The sequence below is a fragment of the Microbacterium sp. ET2 genome (assembly GCF_030347395.1).
Lineage (GTDB): Bacteria > Actinomycetota > Actinomycetes > Actinomycetales > Microbacteriaceae > Microbacterium > Microbacterium albipurpureum.
The window spans coordinates 1796157-1813657 of record NZ_CP128170.1 but is presented as its reverse complement, the minus strand read 5'-3'; the positions used below and the strand labels follow the sequence as shown (position 1 = coordinate 1813657).

Sequence of the window (17501 nt, the reverse complement as noted above, 5' to 3'; positions counted from 1 at the left end):
GACACGTTTCGGTTTCCCTCGTGTAAACATCGCGTTGCCGCGCTCCCGCCGCCCGTACTATTTCCGCGGAGGAAGGCCATGGGGGATATCGCGCAGCCGACGCGCATCGGTGCCCGACTGCGCCAGCTGCGCCAGGCGTCGGGGCGCTCGCTGTCCTCCGTCGCTCAGCAGCTCGGCATCTCCTCGAGTGCTCTGTCGCAGATCGAGACCGGCGTCATGCAGCCCTCGGTGAACCGGCTCATCGAGCTGGTGGCCGTCCTCGGCGTGCCGGTGTCGGCGATCTTCGATGAGCTCGACGTGTTCGAACGGCCGCCCGAGTCGGCCGGATCCGACGTCACCGAGCCCCTTCCCGGTGTCGTGGTGTCGCGCGGAGCGACCGCGGTCGCGCATCTCGGCCAGGGCGTCACGTACCGCCGGCTCACGCCGCTGGCCGTGACCGGCGTCGACCTGTTCGAATCGGTCTACCCGCCCGGTGCCTCGTCGAGTCTCGACGGCGCCATGCTCGTCCACTCCGGGTGGGAGAGCGGCCATGTCGTCACCGGGGTGCTCACGTTCGAGTTCAGCGAGGGCGAGGTACGACTGGGTCCGGGCGCCTCGCTGTCGTTCTCTGCGGCCCGCCCGCATCGCGTGGTCAATGAGGCGGAGGACACCGCCGTCGCGGTGTGGATCACCCTGCCCTTCGGGCTCCCCGGCGAGAGCCCTGCGACTCCTTGAACGCTCACTTAACAGAGGCGTTACATCGGGGAAACCGGCACCGCACCGTTAAGCAATAGCTTCACGGTGATGGCCGCTCCACAGCCGTCAGAGCTCCTCCCGCACTGATCGCCGACGGCTCTCGATTGGAGACTGCCATGACTCTCAGCTCCACCTCCGAATTCGACACTCACATCGCCTCCGCCCCCCACCCGGGCCTTTACAACGACGACCTCGCGCCGCTTCCCAAGGAGAAGCGGCGGTGGGGCGCGTTCGAGATCTTCAACGTCTGGACCAACGACGTGCAGAGCCTCGCCGGCTACACGCTCGCTGCGAGCCTGTTCATCACGGCCGGAATCAACGGCTGGTGGGTCTTCGCCGCCATCATCCTCGCCGGCCTGTTCGTCAACTGGCTCGTGAACCTCACCGGGAAGCCGAGCGTGAAGTACGGCATCCCCTACGCCGTGATGGCCCGCTCCAGCATGGGCGTCCGGGGCGCGCAGTTCCCGGCTCTCGTGCGCGGCATCGTGGCGATCTTCTGGTACGGCGCGCAGACGTACTTCGCCTCGACGGCTGTCGCCCTCGCGCTGAACGCGCTGTTCGGGGTCCCCGAGGCGACGTTCCTCGGGATGACCTGGATCGACTGGGTGTCGTACATCTTCGTCGCCGCACTGCAGGTCACGCTCTTCATCGGCGGCATCGCCTGGATCGAGAAGTTCCTGAACTTCGCCGGGCCCGCCGTCTACGTCGTGATGGTCGGACTGCTCGTCGCGATCTGGGTGCAGGCGGGCGACCGGCTCCTCCCCGCCGTGGGCTCGATCTTCAGCAACAGCGAGGTCGAGGGCTGGGCCGCCGTCACGGCGTTCTTCGGGGTGATCGGCACGATGATCGCCTACTTCTCCGCGGTCATCATCAACTTCGGCGACTTCGCGCGCTTCTCCAAGAGCGAGAAGTCGATGAAGCGGGGGAACTTCTTCGGCCTGCCCGTCAGTCTCACGTTCTTCACGTTCCTGAGCCTGTTCACCACGGCCGGGGCCTACATCGTCCTCCAGGGCGGGGAGGGCGAGCCCCTCACCAACCCGGCCGAGATCGTCGGGCTCGTCGGCAACGTGTTCCTGACGATCCTTGCGGCGATCACCTTCGTCGTGGCGACGATCGGCATCAACCTCGTCGCGAACTTCATCCCGCCCGCCTATGACCTGTCGAACCTGGCGCCGCAGCGCATCAGCTTCAAGGCGGGCGGGTACATGACCGCCGTGCTCGGATTCATCGTCGGCGCCCTGTGGGTGTCGATCGTGGGGAACAACCTGCCGCTCTTCGTCGACACCCTGGGCGCGTTCCTCGCACCCCTCTACGGGGTGCTCGTCGCCGACTACTACATCATCCAGCGGCGCTCCCTGAAGATCGCCGACCTCTTCTCCATGGACCCGCAGGCGCGATACCACTACCAGCGAGGCTGGAACATCCGCGCGATCGTGGCTGTCTGCGTCGCGGCGGTGTTCTCGGTCGCTGCGGTGTGGGCGCCGTTCCTGCAGGCCCTGAGCGGATTCGCGTGGGTCATCGGGGCTCTGATCGGAGCGATTCTGTACATCGCGGTGATGTGGAGTCACCGACCGGATGCCACGGCGGCACCCGCCGACGACGCCGCGCCCGTCGCGGTGGAGAGTCGAGTCTGATGCCGCGTCGCGATCGCCTCGTCGTCCGGGCGGGACGAGCCTTCATCGGCGGCTCGTTCCGCCCGGCGGACGTCGTCGTCGAATACGGGCGCATCGTCGACATCCTCGACCCTTCTCCCGAGGTCCGGGGCATGCGCTCGGCCATCGTCCCCGACGACGCGGTGCTCCTCCCTGGGCTCGTCGACTCCCACGTGCACGTCAACGAGCCCGGACGCACCGAGTGGGAGGGGTTCCGATCGGCGACCCTCGCCGCCGGCGCCGGCGGCATCACGACGATCGTCGACATGCCGCTGAACGCCATTCCTCCCACGACGACGCCGACCAACCTCGAGATCAAGCGCGCGGCCGCCGCGAACGCGTCTTACGTCGACGTCGGCTTCTGGGGCGGTGCGGTGCCGCAGAACCTCGGCGCCCTCGAGCCGCTTCACGACGCGGGCGTCTACGGATTCAAATGCTTCCTCGCCCCCTCGGGTGTCGACGAGTTCGGGCACCTCGATCGAGCGCAGTTCGCCGCGGCGATGGAAGAGGTCGCCGCCATCGGCTCGCGCCTGATCGTCCACGCCGAGGACCCGGCGCTCCTCCACGCGGACGGACCGCTCGGCCGCGAGTACGCCGCATTCCTCGCATCCCGCCCTCCGGCCAGCGAAGCCTCGGCCATCGATACCGTCATCGCCGAGGCGCGGCGCACCGGAGCCCGGGCGCACATCCTGCACCTCAGCGACGCCCGCTCGCTGCCGGCGATCCGGGCGGCGAAGGCCGAGGGGATCGCCCTCACGGTGGAGACGTGCCCGCACTATCTGACGCTCGTCGCGGAGGACATCCCCGAGGGAGCGGCCGAATTCAAGTGCTGTCCGCCGATCCGGGAGGCCTCCAACCGGGAACTGCTCTGGGAGGGCGTGGTCGACGGCACGATCGACGCGATCGTCTCCGACCACTCGCCGAGCACCGTCGATCTCAAGCGCTCCGGCGGCGGCGATTTCGGGCTCGCATGGGGCGGGATCTCCGGCCTGCAGGTCGGACTCTCGGCGGTGTGGAGTGACGCGCGGGCCCGCGGCATCCCTCTGGAGACCATCGTCCCTCTCTATTCGACCGGCCCTGCGGCCGTCGCCGGCCTCGACGGCGCGGGAGTCATCGACATCGGTGCCCCGGCCCACTTGACGGTGTTCGGCGTCGACGACCCGTATGTGATCGAGGCCCGGAAGCTCCTGCACCGCAACCCGATCACCGCCTACGACCATCGTCAGCTGACCGGGCGCATCCGTCGCACGTGGCTGTACGGCCGGCCGATCTTCAACGTGACCGAGGGTGGCGCCGGCGAGGCGCCGCACTACCGGGGCATGCCCGGCGGGCGGCTGCTCTCGGCGCGCGCGGGCGTCGCGGCGTGACGGACGACCCGCGCATGGGCTTGGATGGCACAGTGGGCTTTGATGGCACAGTGGGTGTGGACTTCGAGATCCTCCAGCCGGGTCTCGGCGAGCTGCCGGGCGACCACTACCTGCCATCGACCCCCGGGACGGTGCGGTGGGGCCGGCTTCCCTGCGCGACGGATGCTCCCGTGCTCGCGATCGCGGCGGGTGACACCGTCACGATCGACACGGTGAGCCACGAGGGCATCCTCGAGGATCAGGGGAAGGACCCCCGCGCCTACTTCGCCGGCCACGGCGTCGACCCGGCGGCGGTGCTCGACGATGCCGCCGCGATCGCCGCCGCGCTCTCCCGCGATCCGGACTCGGACGGGCCGCACATCGTGACGGGGCCGATCCGGGTCGAGGGCGCCGAGCCCGGCGATCTGCTGAAGATCACGGTCGAGCGGCTGGTGCCGCGCGTGCCCTACGGCGTCATCTCCAACCGCCACGGCAAGGGCGCCCTCGTCGGCGTTCTCCCTCGAAGCGAGGGGAGCGTCAGCGTCTTCACGCCGGTGGAGCGGCGCGGCGCCGAGCTCGTCGGCGTGCTCCCGCTCCGACACGGCGAGGAGCGCGCCGTGGAGTTCTCGCTCGCGCCGTTCCTCGGCACGATGGGCGTGGCGGTCGCCGGCGACGAGCGACCCCACTCCGTGCCGCCTGGGCTCCACGGCGGCAACATCGACATCAAGCTCCTCACCGAGGGCGCTGCGCTCTACCTGCCGGTGCAGGTGCCGGGGGCGCTCGCGTACGTCGGCGACCCGCACTTCGCGCAGGGCGATGGCGAGGTCGCCCTCACCGCGCTCGAAGCGCCGCTCCGTGCGACGCTGCGCTTCGAGGTCATCCCGCAGGCCACAGCCCGCGCCGAGTTCGGCGACGTCTCGGGGCCCCTCGTCCGCACCCACGAGTACCTCGTTCCTACGGGCCTCGACGTCGATCTGAACGAGGCGATGCGCAAGTGCGTGCGCGCGGCGATCGACCTCATCTCGGCCCGGTGGGGGATGGACGAGCACCTCGCCTACGCGTACCTCAGTGCCGCGACCGACTTCGACATCTCGCAGGTCGTCGACATCGTGACGGGCATCCACGCCCGCATCCGCGAGGCGGACTTCGACGGGGTGCGCCGTGGCTGAGCACTCCGGCATCCCGAGCGACCTCTTCACCGCGTTCGAGGAGTACGAGCGCGCGATCCTCTCCGACGACCTCGACGCTCTCGACGACGCCTTCGCCCCCGGTCCCGCGACCCTCCGCGGAGACGCCGCCGGGCTGCTCGTCGGCCACGACGCGATCAGCGCCTTCCGCAGCGTCCGCGGAGGCGTGCCGCCGCGCAAGATCGAGCGGATCGAGTACCGCCCGATCGGTCCGGATGCCGCGGTGCTCGTGTCCGTCGCACGGTACGCCGGCGGCGGGACGGGCCTCCAGACCCAGGTGTGGCAGCGGTTGCACGGCCGCTGGCTCATCACCGCCGCGCACGTCACGCCCCGCGCCCAGGCGCTCGACCGGTCGGTGTGGCGGATGGTGGGCGATCCGCTCTGGCAGGGCGCCTGGGAGGGCCCACTCGCCGGGCTCACCGTCGCGGTGAAAGACCTGTTCGCGATCAAGGGGTACCGGATCGGCGCGGGCAATCCCGCCTTCCTCGCCGAGGCGCGGGCTGAGACGACCACCGCCCCCGCCGTCGGCGACCTCCTCCGCGGGGGCGCGTCGCTCCGCGGCATCGCCCGCACCGACGAATTCGCGTACAGCATCGCCGGCGACAACCCCCACTACGGCACCCCGCCGAACGGCGCTCTGCCCGGCGCCCTCCCCGGCGGGTCGTCGAGCGGACCGGCATCCGCGGTCGCGACCGGGCAGGCCGACGTCGGCCTTGCGACCGACACCGCCGGGTCGGTGCGGGTGCCGGCCTCGTACCAGGGGCTCTGGGGCCTGCGTACGACGCACGGGCTGGTGCCCCGGCAGGGCCTCCTTCCCCTTGCTCAGTCGTTCGATACGGTCGGGTGGCTGACCCGCGACGGTGACACACTGCAGCGGGTCGCCGACTGGTGCCTCAGCTACGACGGGTCGGAGTCGACCGAGAACGTCTACGGCGAATCCGACGACGACCTGCCCTGGCGCTTCGTCGTCCCCGAACAAGTGCTCGCCTCCGCCGAGCCCGCCACCCGGAAGGCCTTCGAGGCACTGCGGCAGCGGGTGACGGCCAGCGGCGCCTCCGTCGAGACGGTGTCGATCGGCGACCTCGACGACTACCTCGCGCCGTTCCGCACCGTGCAGGGCGCGGAGGCCTGGCGCAACAACGGCGAGTGGGTGCGCGCCCACCCCGACGCGCTCGGCGCGGCGGTGGCGGAGCGCTTCCGCGCAGCATCCGTCATGACGGCCGCCGAAGAGGACGCCGCCCGCCGCGCCCTGTCGCCGTTGGCCGCGCGCCTCCGGGCGCTGGTCACCGACGCGGTGCTGCTCATGCCGACCGTGCCGGGCCCGGCGCCGATGCGCACCGCAGCCACCGACACCATCGACCGGGTGCGCACCGCGACCCTGCGGATGACCACGCCGGCCGCGGTCGCCGGCCTGCCGTCGCTGTCGGCTCCGCTCCTTCACGCGATCTCCGCGACCGAGGGCGCCGCCACCGCGCCCGTGGGGGTCTGCGTGACCTCGCGACCCGGAACAGACATCGCCCTCGTCCGTCTCGCCCGGCGCCTCGCCCAGGCGGTGCGGGCACGATGACGACGGCCGCCTCGCACCCCGCAACGACACAGGAACTGCCATGACCCACCTCCCCGGCCCCATCGTCCCGCCCGCGCGCCTGCTCATGGGCCCCGGCCCGATCTCGGCGTACCCGAGCGTGCTGACGGCGATGTCGGCGCCGCTCGTCGGACAGTACGACCCGTTCATGACGACGACGATGGCCGAGACCCAGGAGCTGTACCGGCACGTGTGGCGCACCCGCAACGACGCGACAGTGCTCGTCGACGGCACCTCCCGGGCGGGGATCGAAGCCGTGATGGTGTCGCTCATCCGCCCGGGCGACCGCGTGCTCGTCCCGATCTTCGGGCGCTTCGGGCACCTGCTCGCCGAGATCGCCGAGCGGGCGCTCGCCGAGGTCCACACGATCGAGACCGAGTGGGGGCAGGTCTTCCCCGACTCCGTGATCGAGGAGGCAGTGGTGCGGGTGCGCCCGACCCTGCTCGCGCTCGTGCAGGGCGACACCTCGACGACGATGAACCAGCCGCTCGCGGGTGTCGGGGAGATCTGCGCCCGGCATGGAGTGCTGTTCTACACCGACGCCACCGCGTCGCTCGGCGGTAACCCGTTCGAGGCCGACGGGTGGGGATTGGATGCCGCGACCGCGGGCCTGCAGAAGTGCCTCGGCGGCCCCTCGGGGTCGGCGCCGGTGACCCTGTCCGATCGGGCGGTGGAGATCATCCGGTCGCGGAAGCGCATCGAGGCCGGCATCCGTGAGGACGGCGACGAGGCGGCATCCGACTTCATCCGCTCGAACTACTTCGATCTCGGCATGATCCTCGACTACTGGGGGCCCCGGCGCCTCAACCACCACACCGAGGCGACCTCGATGCTCTACGGCGCGCGCGAATGTGCGCGACTGCTGCTCGAGGAGGGCGCCCACAACGTGCTGGCCCGGCACGCGCGCGCGGGCGCGGCGATGCTCGCGGGCGTGCAGGGGCTTGGGCTCGTCGTCTTCGGCGACGTCGCGCACAAGATGACGAACGTCGTCGCCGTGGAGATTCCCGACGGTGTCGTCGGCGATGCGGTGCGCAGCGACCTGCTGGAGGACTTCGGCATCGAGATCGGCACGTCGTTCGGGCCGCTCCACGGCCGGGTGTGGCGGATCGGCACGATGGGGTACAACGCCCGTGACGACGCGGTGCTCACCACGCTCGCCGCGCTCGAGGCGGTGCTGCGTCGCCACGGGGTCGCGGTGCCCGCCGGCGGTGGGGTCGAGGCGGCGACCGACGTGTTCCGCGGTGCCGGGGATGCGGCGTGGACCGCACACGCGTGACGCGCGCGGGGGTGATGGCGCCGGCGGCGCGCGTGATGGCGCGCTGTGACGAGCTCGCGCGCATCACCAGCGCCGAGGGCGGCATCGAGCGGGTCTACCTCTCGCCCGAGCACGCGCGCGTGAACCGGCTGGTGGCGGAGTGGATGCGCGAAGCGGGCATGACGACGAGACAGGATGCCGCGGGCAACCTCATCGGGAGGGCGGGGCCGGCGGCGGGTGAGGCGCCCGCGCTCGTGCTCGGCTCGCACCTCGACACCGTGCCCGACGCCGGCCGGTACGACGGGATCGCCGGAGTGCTCATCGCGATCGAGGTGGTGCGCGCGCTGCGCGCGGAGGCACTCCCGTTCGCGCTCGAGGTCATCGCCTTCTGGGATGAGGAGGGCACGCGGTTCGGCCGGGCGCTGCTCGGGTCGTCGGCGGCTGCGGGGGAGTGGGACCCGGCGTGGTGGGAGCTGACGGATGCCGCGGGCACGACCCTGCGCGAAGCATTCCTCGACTTCGGTCTCGACCCGGGGCGCATCGGCGACGCCGCGCGTCAGCCGGGCGAGCTCGTCGGGTACCTCGAGGCGCACATCGAGCAGGGGCCCGAGCTCGACGAGGGCGACGAGCCGCTCGCGGTGGTGTCGTCGATCGCGTCGGCGCGGCGGTTCCGGCTCGACATTGTCGGCGAGGCCCGGCACGCCGGTGGCACTCCCTACGACCGGCGTCGCGATGCGCTGCTGGGTGCGGCCGAGATCGCGCTCGCCGTCGAGCGGGTGTGCCGCGCCGAGCACCACATCGTCGGGACGGTCGGCGAGCTGCAGATCCACCCGGGCGCGATCAACGTGGTGCCCGGAGACGCGTCCTTGTCGCTCGACCTCCGCGGCGAGTTCGACGGCGACCGCGACCGGGTGTGGCAGGTGATCCAAGACGAGGTCGGCGCGGTCACGGCGCGCCGGGGTCTGGCGTGGTCGGCGCGAGAGGTTCACGAGGCGTCGGCGGTGTTCTGCGACCCCCTGCTGCAGGACGTCGTCGGGGAGGGGATTCGCGAGGTGCTGCCGTCGCGCTCGGGGGAGGCGCCGACGCTCTTCAGTCGCGCGGGGCACGACGGGATGGCCTTCGCCGCGGTGACAGGGGTTGGAATGCTCTTCCTCCGGAACCCCGACGGCATCAGCCATCACCCCGACGAGGCGGTGTCGACGGCCGACGTCGACCTGGGTATTCGTGCGCTGGCCGCGGCCGTGCGTGCCCGCGCGGTAGCCTGATCGGCTCGCGGTCAGCGGCTCATGGATTCCTCTTTTCTGTCACGGATGGGGCACCATCGTCGGGCACTTCAGCGGGCGGGTCATACGCGAATCGGTGACTCACGCTCACGGCGACGAAGCAAACCGGGCAGGTGTGGAGCGGCTGAACGCTCGGTTCGTTGCAGCGGGGTGTAGGTTCCGTCACATGTCTGCGCCTTCGAGCCACGAGACCTTCGCCCAGAGGCTGCGGGAGCGGCTCGGGGCATCAGGAGTTCTCGACGCAGAACTGCGTGCTGCCGTCACCCGGGCGGGTGCCGGCGACGTCGTCGAGTTGGAGGCGCCCTTCGGCGAGCTCGCGCGAACCATCGCCGAAGCGTCGTACCGGGTCTCCGACGGTCAGGTCGCGGCCGTCCGCGATGCCGTCGGATCCGATAAGGCGGCGTTCGAGGTGGTGATGTCGGCGTGTGTCGGCGCGGGGTTGGTCCGGTGGGACGCCGCGACCCGCGCGATAGAGGAGGCGATGGATGCGGCTGACTGAGGTCGAGCGCGGTGACTCATTCCGCCATCGATTCTTGTTTCGGATGATCTCGCGCTTCGCCGGGTATCGGCTCCCCGATGCGGCGCGGGTCGCGTTCTACGACACCGCCTTCGTCGGCCCGCAACTAGGTGAGTGGGCGCAGAAAGCCATGCGCGGGCCCAGCGGCTGGACGGTGCCCGAGCGCGAGCTGATGGCGGCCGCGGTTGCCTCGTGGAACTCGTGTCCGTTCTGTGTCGGCGCCCATCGAGCAGTCGCGGTGACGGGCATCGACGAGGCTGTCGCGGACGCGGTGCTCACCGATTACCGCACGGCTCCGATCGGCGACCGCTTCCGCGCCGCGCTGTCTTTCCTCGAGCGGATGACGACGGCACCAGACGACCTGTTGGCGCTCGACGCCCGCGCGGCCATCGATGCAGGTGTCACGGTCGAGGATCTGAAGGATGCTGCGGCGGTCGGCGCGATCTTCAACATCATCACCCGGTACGCCAACGCCCTGGACTTCGAGGTTCCCTCACCCGGCGACTTCACCCGCGCGGCCGGCATGCTCCGCAAACGCGGCTACACCTGAGGCGACTACGCCCGATCGAGGACCGGCTTGCGCACCTGGGTGTGTGGATAGGCCGGCGGTTTACGGACTTAGGTCGACGTGCGCCTTGGTCGTTGCCTGGTGGAAGTATGAGCGGATGACGGAGGACGCGAGATCACTGTGGAATGCAGAGGCGGAGACTTTTGACGATGCCGCCGACCATGGACTGCGCGATCCTGATGTCCGCCGCGCATGGGCGGACTTACTACTCCCCGTGATAGGTGGTCGTGGACGAATGGTCGCTGATCTCGGGTGCGGAACAGGCACGCTGTCTCTCCTGCTCGCGGCGGAGGGCGGCCACGTCGTCAGTGGTGTCGACTTCTCTGCCGAGATGATTCGCCGAGGTCGCAAGAAGAGCCACCGGACGATACCGAAGCCGTCATTCATCGTCGCCGACGCCGCCGACCCGCCGCTTCAGGCCGGGGCTTTCGACGTCGCCCTTTCCCGTCATGTCCTCTGGGCGATGCCCGACCCGGCCACGGCCCTGCAGAACTGGATCGAGCTGCTGACGCCGACCGGCCTGCTGATCCTCATCGAGGGCCGATGGAGCACTGGAGTCGGACTGACCGCCGCCGAAAGCGTCAGTCTCGTGAGCGAGCTTCGAAACGACGTGGAACTCCGCCTGCTAAATGACCCGTCGTACTGGGGCGGTCCCACCTCCGACGAGAGATACCTGATCGTCAGCCGCAGGTGACGCGCGGAACGACCGCTCACCGACCGCCATCTGAGCAGTTTCGGGCGCAAAGCGGTGACGGATGGCGGTTGATCATGGGTCGGCGCCCAAGCACTCTGGGGATGACACAACGCTGTGGCCCTTGGAGGAACACATGACCACGACAATCCCAGCTCCCCCGTTCGACGCCGAACTGGGCGCAGCCCTCTCCATCGCGAACTTCCCTGCAACGCAGACCGTCGAGATGATCCCGATATTGCGTCAGGGCTTTCCGGGCATGAAGCCCGTGGATGAGCTTCTGGACGAATACGGCGTCGACCGGCGCGACGTGACGATCTCTGGGTACGGCCGTGCCGAGATCGAGATCAGCATTCTCACGCCGCGCAACCACACGGAGCCCGGCCCGGGCATCTACTACATTCACGGCGGCGGAATGGTTTCGGGTGACCGGTTCGCGGGCATCCACTTTGCCCTGCCGTGGGCGGTCGAGCACAGCGCCGTCGTCGTGACCGTCGAATACCGTCTTGCGCCTGAGCATCCGGATCCAATCCCGGTCGAAGATTGTTTCGCCGGCCTGCAGTGGCTCGTCGAACACGCCGACGAGGTCGGCGTCGACCGCGGCCGGCTGCTGATCTTCGGCGCCAGCGCTGGGGGCGGGCTCACCGCCGGAACGACCCTGTTGGCCCGGGATCGAGGCATCGATGGCACCCTGATCGGACAGGTGCTCATGTGCCCGATGATCGACGACCGGGACACCACGACGTCGAGCAAGCAGATCGACGGTATCGGCGCCTGGGATCGTGGCTCGAACGTCATGGGTTGGACCGCGCTGCTGGGCCCCCGCCGCGCCGGCGACGACGTTTCGATCTATGCCGCGCCGGCACGCGCCACCGATCTCTCGGGCCTACCGCCGACATTCATCGACGCGGGCTCCGCCGAGGTGTTCCGCGACGAGGCCGTCGACTACGCATCACGCATTTGGGCCGCCGGCGGTTCCGCCGAGTTGCACATCTGGTCAGGCGGTTTCCACGGCTTCGAGGGCTTTGCGCCGCACGCAGCCCTGTCAATCGCAGCCGCCGCCGCCCGCGACAACTGGGTCGCCCGCCTGCTGGGCGCCTGACGGCACAGATCCGCCCGGCCGGCTGGGGCACGGACTGAACGCGTAGCCGTACGAACGCGACAGACACCGCCCGACAGAAGATCCTGTGGGGCGGTGCCGCGTCGGCTGGGATGGGTCAGCGCGCGCCAGTGCCCCCAAGCCGGAGCACGAGGCGGGCAAGCTCGTAGCGCGCTCGCCCAATCGGCGAACGCGGATCGTACCCGAGCTGCGACTCGAACGCCTGCTGGCGCGCTTGCATCGTCGAGTGGTGCATGTGCAGCGCGACGGCTGCGGCGCGCACGCTCTCCGCCCCGACCAACGCGTGCAGCACGTCGCGTTGGCGATCGTCGAGCTGCGCCAACGCCGTGACGTCAGGGGGCGGCGGACTGGCTTCGAGCATCTCCGCCGCGGCGGCGAGGAGGATGCCGAGGGATTCCGCATCCACGACAGGAGTGTCGTCATCCGTGAGTCGAAACGCGAACTCAGCCATGCGCAACGAGGCCGGGAGCTGGTCCGCGCGAACGCGGGTGCCGGCGCCGCAGCGTGATGCCTCCACCGTCTCTCCGTCGCGAGCGACGAATACGGTCAGCACCCCGGCCGAGGTGAGCGTGGTGGTCGAGATCGGCAGCTTGTCGGTGACCGCCGCCGGCGTCAGCAGGATCCTCACCATCGCCCCCGGTGCGAGGCCGATGCGCCCCAGCGCCGACTCACGCTCCTGGCCGCTCCGCGTCGCGTCGATCGCTACGTCAACGGCCGATCGCGTGGGCGAATCCCGCCGCTCGGCGGTCACCGCAGCGACCGCGAATCGCTCCAAGAGCATCGCGTCGTTGGCCCGCGACTCACCCGCCCGCTCAATCCACACCTGAACCTCCATCGATTCGATGGCGTGCCGGCCCTGCACAGCCGGATCCGGGCCAAGCCGACGGCCGTCGGGAGTGAACCGCGCGAAGCGGCGCGGCGTGCGGGCTCCCGCTGGCACTCCCGCCATGGCCGCGGCTGCGCGCACGATCGCCTCGATTCCCAGTCCGGCAGCCATAAGTGCATCGAAGTACGTGACGACCCGAAGCGTCTCCGTCGCCTCGGGATCGAGTTCGGTCAGTCGTCCGATCAGTTCCTGCATGTCCGCACCGTTGCGTCCTGTCCGGTGGTTCAGTCGGCGGATGGCGCCGAGTCGACTTCGTCGAATGCGACGCGCACCGTCTGGATGGGGCTCCGCCCGTCGACCGGGGCCTGCGGCTCGGCGGGGTTGACCCAATTAGTTTGATACATCTCTACCAATATTGCGCCGGATCAACCCATCCGCCAACGACGCCAGCGACGCCAGCGACGCCAGCGAGAGCGAATCAGAACGGCGCCCGCATTGAGCGCCATTGCAACCCTTGCACCAATGCAGTTGGCACGCTCAGGGACCGCCTTACGAGCGACGATTAGCCGCCTCAGTCCCTGCTCCGCCGCCGCTTCTGCTCCGGCTTCACAGATCAGGGTCGACGCGAAAGACCTCCGCGATCTCGCCGACGCTTACTGCGATCTTGTCCGGAGATTCACTTGCTCCCGCGCCGACAAAGCGCTTTCGCGGCAAGGTCACGGACCAGAGGATGCCGGCGTTCCCAATTCGCGCCACTGCGAATCGAGGCTCGACGCTTGTCACAGTCATTCGGACCTTTGGATAGCGGACGCTGCCGAGGATCTCGCCGCTGTCGGGGTCAGTTACGGTGACATCGCGATAGAGCAGCACAGTGTCGCCCTCCTCGACACCGTCGGCGCTGCCGATGTTGAGCGCGATCTCCGTGTCGCGGATGATCGTCGCGACTTTTCCAACCGCAACGACATTCTCTTCACTCATTGGATGCCCTCTTCACCGCGCCGCACCACACGCCGCACACGCTGCTGTCCAATGCTGAACTTCGCGAGCACGGTTCCAGGCGGAACTGTTTCATCGATCACTGCTCTCGCCTCGAGACGATCCCAGTACTCTTCGTTGCGTTTCTCGACACATAACAGGACGACCTTTCGACTCGCCGGGTCAGACTCGATGACCTCAACCACCCCCTTGACCTCGGTGGTGGAATTGGTGACGACGCTGAACCAGCTCCCGACAGTCGGCAAATGCTGCCCCTCCCCAACGAACGCGATGCCGTCGTCGGTCAGCGCAACAGCGAGGAGTGACGGCGTGTCTGCAGTCGAGCCGAGGACCGCGCCCTGGGCCGCGCGAATGCCGTCGTCGTACCCCTCTCGCCACAGCTCATCGCGCACGGACGCAAATTGCATGGCGTTGGCCCGCAGGTCCTCCATCTCGCCCTGCAGCGTGCCTGTTCGCTTCAGTAGCGCGTCATACCCCCGGATCTTGGGGAGCGCCTTCAGTATCCAGGGCACTGCCGTCCAGAGCACTGCGACCACGAGACAGCCCGCCACAATCAGCCAGAACACTAGCTCGAGAGAGAGTGCTGCCGCCCCGAGGTACAACCCCACGATCACGGCGGCGGTTGCGAACGCCGACCAAAAGCGTACAACGAAGCGACGCACTCGACCTCCATTCCCCGGGCTCCAGCGAATCGTATCGCTCCCATGGAGCGACCCCATTCAGGGACCCAAGGCCGCGGACGCTGAGCGACCCGCATTAGCGCGGCGACCCTGTCGAGGATCGCGAGCACGGTATTGCCGCTCCATGAGAACGAGGTGCGACTGAATGCAGGGTCAGGTGAAGATGCCTCAGGGCGCCCTTCTACCTCCTACCGATCCCCGGAGTTTGCCTCATTGCAACCCCGAGCCTTTCCACGTGGAACCTCGTCCAAGCCGATGGCGACCTGTGTGAATCCGCCCTCAGGCCTGGTCGGCTTCGGTTCGCTCAGGTGCATCCGATACCTCGGAAGCGGTTTCGTCACCTCCTCCAGTAGGGTCTTCGGACCCATCGATGCTCTTCACAGTGAAGCGGGTGGGCCATGCAAACCCCCGTCGAATCCCTGGTACATGGCGTGGGCGATGACGTACAACCCATCCGAGGGCCACTGCTCCCACCACGACAGCGATGGTCGCACCCATGAGTGCCCACGGACCCCAGAACGCTAGATCTGATGCCCAGTTCAACGGCGCCAGGAGTACTGCTCCTATCGGCTCGCTCGGCGTAGCAGGCAGAGACAGAAGGAGCTGCTGCAAAGCCGGAACTGCCACTAGAGCGGCGATCAATGTGGCGAGAACTGTTATCCACCATGAGCGGCGCGCAGCGCGGGCCGCGCTCACTGTGTCGTGGGCAGTTCCAGCGAGGGTCAACGCAGTTTCGATAGTGGGTCGTATCTCTTCTGCACCGAGTTCGCGGAGCACTGCTCGAGCGATATCTCGCGCCTCTCCTGCACGCAGGCTTCCTTGGCGCAACTCTGAGAACAGACGAAGCGCTTCTCGATATCGGACACGCAGCTCGCGATCTCCTAGCCGTAGCCTCGCGACCCGTGACTCCATCGTGACCAAGCGGAGGTACAACTGAAGCGCAAACTCGAACACTAGGACCGTGTTGAGCTCTCTGATGGCCGCCGGAATGGCCCCCTCCCAACGAATGTAGATCGCGGAGCCGAGAGTCGCGAAGAGTGAATGAGTTGACCGCATGGACAGGTCCGCCGGCGAAGCGACGTGACTCGCGATCCTGCTGCGGAACTGCCCTCGAATTGCAAGGAGATGCACGTCATGGGCGTGATTCTCGCGCCATCGCGTTGCCGAGCAGCAAGCCCCGGGCTTGGTAAAGGCGACGGGGTAATTGAGCCATTGGACTGGCCCGCGCCACTTCATCGCACGAAGGACCGCTTGCATATGCACTTGGAGGATGTCGCCCATCGAGACGGGCACCGCATGCTGAAAGCTGGCCAGCGGCTCACCCATATCCATCGCGCCATCGCGAAGATCGGCGAGACCCTCCCAATCGGTTCCCTCATACAAGGGTGCCGACACCTCAGAAGAGACAACGCGCGGCGCTGGCCCCCACATGAGATCAAGAACCTGCGAAGTGGAAAGGGGTCCCTCCGCACGGACCGCGAGGTCGAGTTGGATCAGGCCATCGGAGTACAGCGTGAGGCGGGGTTCGAACACCACGTGCTGGGTACCCGGCACACCATCTATCAGAAAGTCGTGGTAGCTGTTGCGCAGGGACATCCGCACGAACGGACGCGTTGTCGCGCCCCACCCGAAGAGCTCGGCGTCCACAACACGTTCAGCAGCCGAGACGATCTGGTTCTTCATGTAGTTCTGCTCGGCTTCATCGAGTATCTGCAGCAGGTCTGCAGTTCCGAAGTCGTCGTGGAGGTCACCCGCGGCATCACCTTCAGGGGCCTGAGCTTCGGCACTCTCCTCGAGCAGTAATGCCGCTGCATCGTCTTGGATGCCCGGAGACTCTGTCGCTTCGGCGTCGCTGCGGCTAAACCGGACCAACGGGAGCACCTTGCGAAGCCCAAAGATGGGATGTAGCACCAAGAACCAGGTGAGCATCCACACGCTCTTGCTCTCCGCAACCCGCTTCAGGCGTGGAGCGATGACCTGCGATCGCCATACCCCGCCCAACGCACGCGCACCCAGCAAAGGGTGCGAAGGCAACAGGCCAACGGCCGTTTGCCACGTCGCGGAGTCTTCGAGTCGCTTGACTCTGTCATGAAGGCGGCGAGCTCTCCGCAGGTCGCGCGCATTTCTACGGAGGCGCGGAGATACCCTGATCACGTCTTCGTCAGACCAAGTTGCCGACATACCCACGCGGGTCAGTAGTAGCCTTCGCGACGCGCGAGCTAGGTCGAACGAACCCGACACCGCCGTGGTCATCACGAAATGAACCGTGGCCGACTCAAACTCGGCCGCATGGACCGGCCTTGCGTTAGCGCGTCTCTTAGCAAGACGCATACGGGGGCGTGACATTTCATGAGACTAAGGCCGCCGGACGCAGCTTCGCGCGACACGCTCGACGAGCGCGCACGACCATGAAGGTCAGGCACGTCGTTGTCGCGTTCACCGAGGCGGTCCGGTACGAGCCGGTGCCCGCTGAAGCCCCCGCAGGCGAGCACGGATTGGGATCCGGCCCTGCTATCGGAATCCCAATAGGCTCGCTTCGTGATGCTCGCCAATGCCGAAGAGGCCGCCGAGTCCGCGGTCGCCATCGATCCGACCGTTCTCGCCCTTCTCACGATCTTCGGAAGTGTCACCGTCACCGTCCTTGTGGGCTTGATCGGCGCATGGCTCCAGTCGAAGCGGGAACACGCGCGCTGGTTACGCGAGCGTCGATACGAGGCCGCCGTGAAGGCGTACGCGCTCACGAAGGGATTCGATCTGAACTGGTCGAAAACCATGAAGATTGCCGAGAGCGAAGGTGCGAGCGAGGACAACCCCCGGCTGCTGGCCATGCTTGCCCAAGCGGATGAGCTGCACACCACGGTGGCGGAAACGCTCGCGCCGCTCGCGATGCTCGGTCCCCAAGATGTCGCGAGCAACTACCTCGATATGCAGAACGCATACGAGTCGCACGACAACGAGGCGTTCAGGAAGGCCGAAGTGGCTTACCAGAAGAGCGTGCGTCGTACCCTGGGCATCAAGGGTTGACTCGGAAGCCGCATCCCAGCGCTGAGTTCCGAACTG

General features: G+C 68.1%; 16 protein-coding genes. 12 read left to right on the top strand and 4 right to left on the bottom strand.

Going from position 1 to position 17501, the window contains the following annotated elements; translation table 11 throughout:
• Window positions 1-78 precede the first annotated feature (78 nt).
• From QSU92_RS08720 to QSU92_RS08670, 11 genes are all read left to right on the top strand, one after another.
• Entirely contained in the window at window positions 79-714 is a 636-nt protein-coding gene (locus QSU92_RS08720; protein WP_289261027.1) for a helix-turn-helix domain-containing protein, read from the top strand.
• Window positions 715-851: 137 nt separating this feature from the next.
• The gene (locus tag QSU92_RS08715) at window positions 852-2369 is read left to right on the top strand and encodes an NCS1 family nucleobase:cation symporter-1 (protein ID WP_289261026.1); all 1518 of its coding nucleotides are present in this window, start codon (window positions 852-854) and stop codon (window positions 2367-2369) included.
• On the top strand, window positions 2369-3754 hold the full coding sequence (allB, locus tag QSU92_RS08710) for an allantoinase AllB (protein ID WP_289261025.1): 1386 nt from the start codon (window positions 2369-2371) through the stop codon (window positions 3752-3754). The genes QSU92_RS08715 and allB overlap by 1 nt, the downstream gene beginning before the upstream one ends.
• A 14-nt stretch (window positions 3755-3768) precedes the next feature.
• Window positions 3769-4902: an acetamidase/formamidase family protein gene (locus QSU92_RS08705; protein ID WP_289265861.1), complete on the top strand. Its 1134-nt coding sequence runs from the start codon at window positions 3769-3771 to the stop codon at window positions 4900-4902.
• On the top strand, window positions 4895-6487 hold the full coding sequence (locus tag QSU92_RS08700; protein ID WP_289261024.1) for an AtzH-like domain-containing protein: 1593 nt from the start codon (window positions 4895-4897) through the stop codon (window positions 6485-6487). The genes QSU92_RS08705 and QSU92_RS08700 overlap by 8 nt, the downstream gene beginning before the upstream one ends.
• 40 nt (window positions 6488-6527) lie before the next feature.
• Window positions 6528-7781 (top strand): pyridoxal-phosphate-dependent aminotransferase family protein, encoded by a 1254-nt coding sequence (locus tag QSU92_RS08695; protein ID WP_289261023.1) that lies wholly within the window; start codon window positions 6528-6530, stop codon window positions 7779-7781.
• Window positions 7763-9025 (top strand): allantoate amidohydrolase, encoded by a 1263-nt coding sequence (locus QSU92_RS08690; RefSeq protein ID WP_289261022.1) that lies wholly within the window; start codon window positions 7763-7765, stop codon window positions 9023-9025. Before QSU92_RS08695 ends, QSU92_RS08690 begins: the two co-directional genes overlap by 19 nt.
• A 184-nt stretch (window positions 9026-9209) precedes the next feature.
• Window positions 9210-9542: a hypothetical protein gene (locus tag QSU92_RS08685; RefSeq protein ID WP_289261021.1), complete on the top strand. Its 333-nt coding sequence runs from the start codon at window positions 9210-9212 to the stop codon at window positions 9540-9542.
• Between the two features lie 43 nt (window positions 9543-9585).
• A complete protein-coding gene (locus QSU92_RS08680; protein ID WP_289261020.1) occupies window positions 9586-10110 on the top strand; it encodes a carboxymuconolactone decarboxylase family protein in 525 nt (174 codons plus the stop codon).
• 115 nt (window positions 10111-10225) lie between these two features.
• The gene (locus QSU92_RS08675) at window positions 10226-10822 is read left to right on the top strand and encodes a class I SAM-dependent methyltransferase (RefSeq protein WP_289261019.1); all 597 of its coding nucleotides are present in this window, start codon (window positions 10226-10228) and stop codon (window positions 10820-10822) included.
• 133 nt (window positions 10823-10955) lie between these two features.
• On the top strand, window positions 10956-11921 hold the full coding sequence (locus QSU92_RS08670; protein WP_289265773.1) for an alpha/beta hydrolase: 966 nt from the start codon (window positions 10956-10958) through the stop codon (window positions 11919-11921).
• A gap of 115 nt (window positions 11922-12036) precedes the next feature.
• On the opposite strand, the gene QSU92_RS08665 is transcribed toward QSU92_RS08670, so the two are convergent.
• The 4 genes from QSU92_RS08665 to QSU92_RS08650 form a co-directional block, all read right to left on the bottom strand.
• Window positions 12037-13020, bottom strand: a complete 984-nt coding sequence (locus QSU92_RS08665; protein ID WP_289265772.1) for a helix-turn-helix domain-containing protein — start codon at window positions 13018-13020, stop codon at window positions 12037-12039.
• A gap of 351 nt (window positions 13021-13371) precedes the next feature.
• Window positions 13372-13743 carry a FlgT C-terminal domain-containing protein gene (locus tag QSU92_RS08660; protein WP_289265771.1) on the bottom strand — a complete coding sequence of 124 codons (372 nt, stop codon included), beginning with the start codon at window positions 13741-13743 and terminating at the stop codon, window positions 13372-13374.
• Window positions 13740-14423 carry a hypothetical protein gene (locus tag QSU92_RS08655; RefSeq protein ID WP_289265770.1) on the bottom strand — a complete coding sequence of 228 codons (684 nt, stop codon included), beginning with the start codon at window positions 14421-14423 and terminating at the stop codon, window positions 13740-13742. Before QSU92_RS08655 ends, QSU92_RS08660 begins: the two co-directional genes overlap by 4 nt.
• A gap of 297 nt (window positions 14424-14720) precedes the next feature.
• Complete coding sequence (locus QSU92_RS08650) at window positions 14721-16370, bottom strand: hypothetical protein (RefSeq protein ID WP_289265769.1); 1650 nt, start codon at window positions 16368-16370, stop codon at window positions 14721-14723.
• A 609-nt stretch (window positions 16371-16979) separates the two neighbouring features.
• On the opposite strand from QSU92_RS08650, the gene QSU92_RS08645 reads away from it, so the two are divergent.
• Window positions 16980-17465: a hypothetical protein gene (locus QSU92_RS08645; RefSeq protein ID WP_289265768.1), complete on the top strand. Its 486-nt coding sequence runs from the start codon at window positions 16980-16982 to the stop codon at window positions 17463-17465.
• The last annotated feature ends 36 nt before the right edge of the window (window positions 17466-17501 follow it).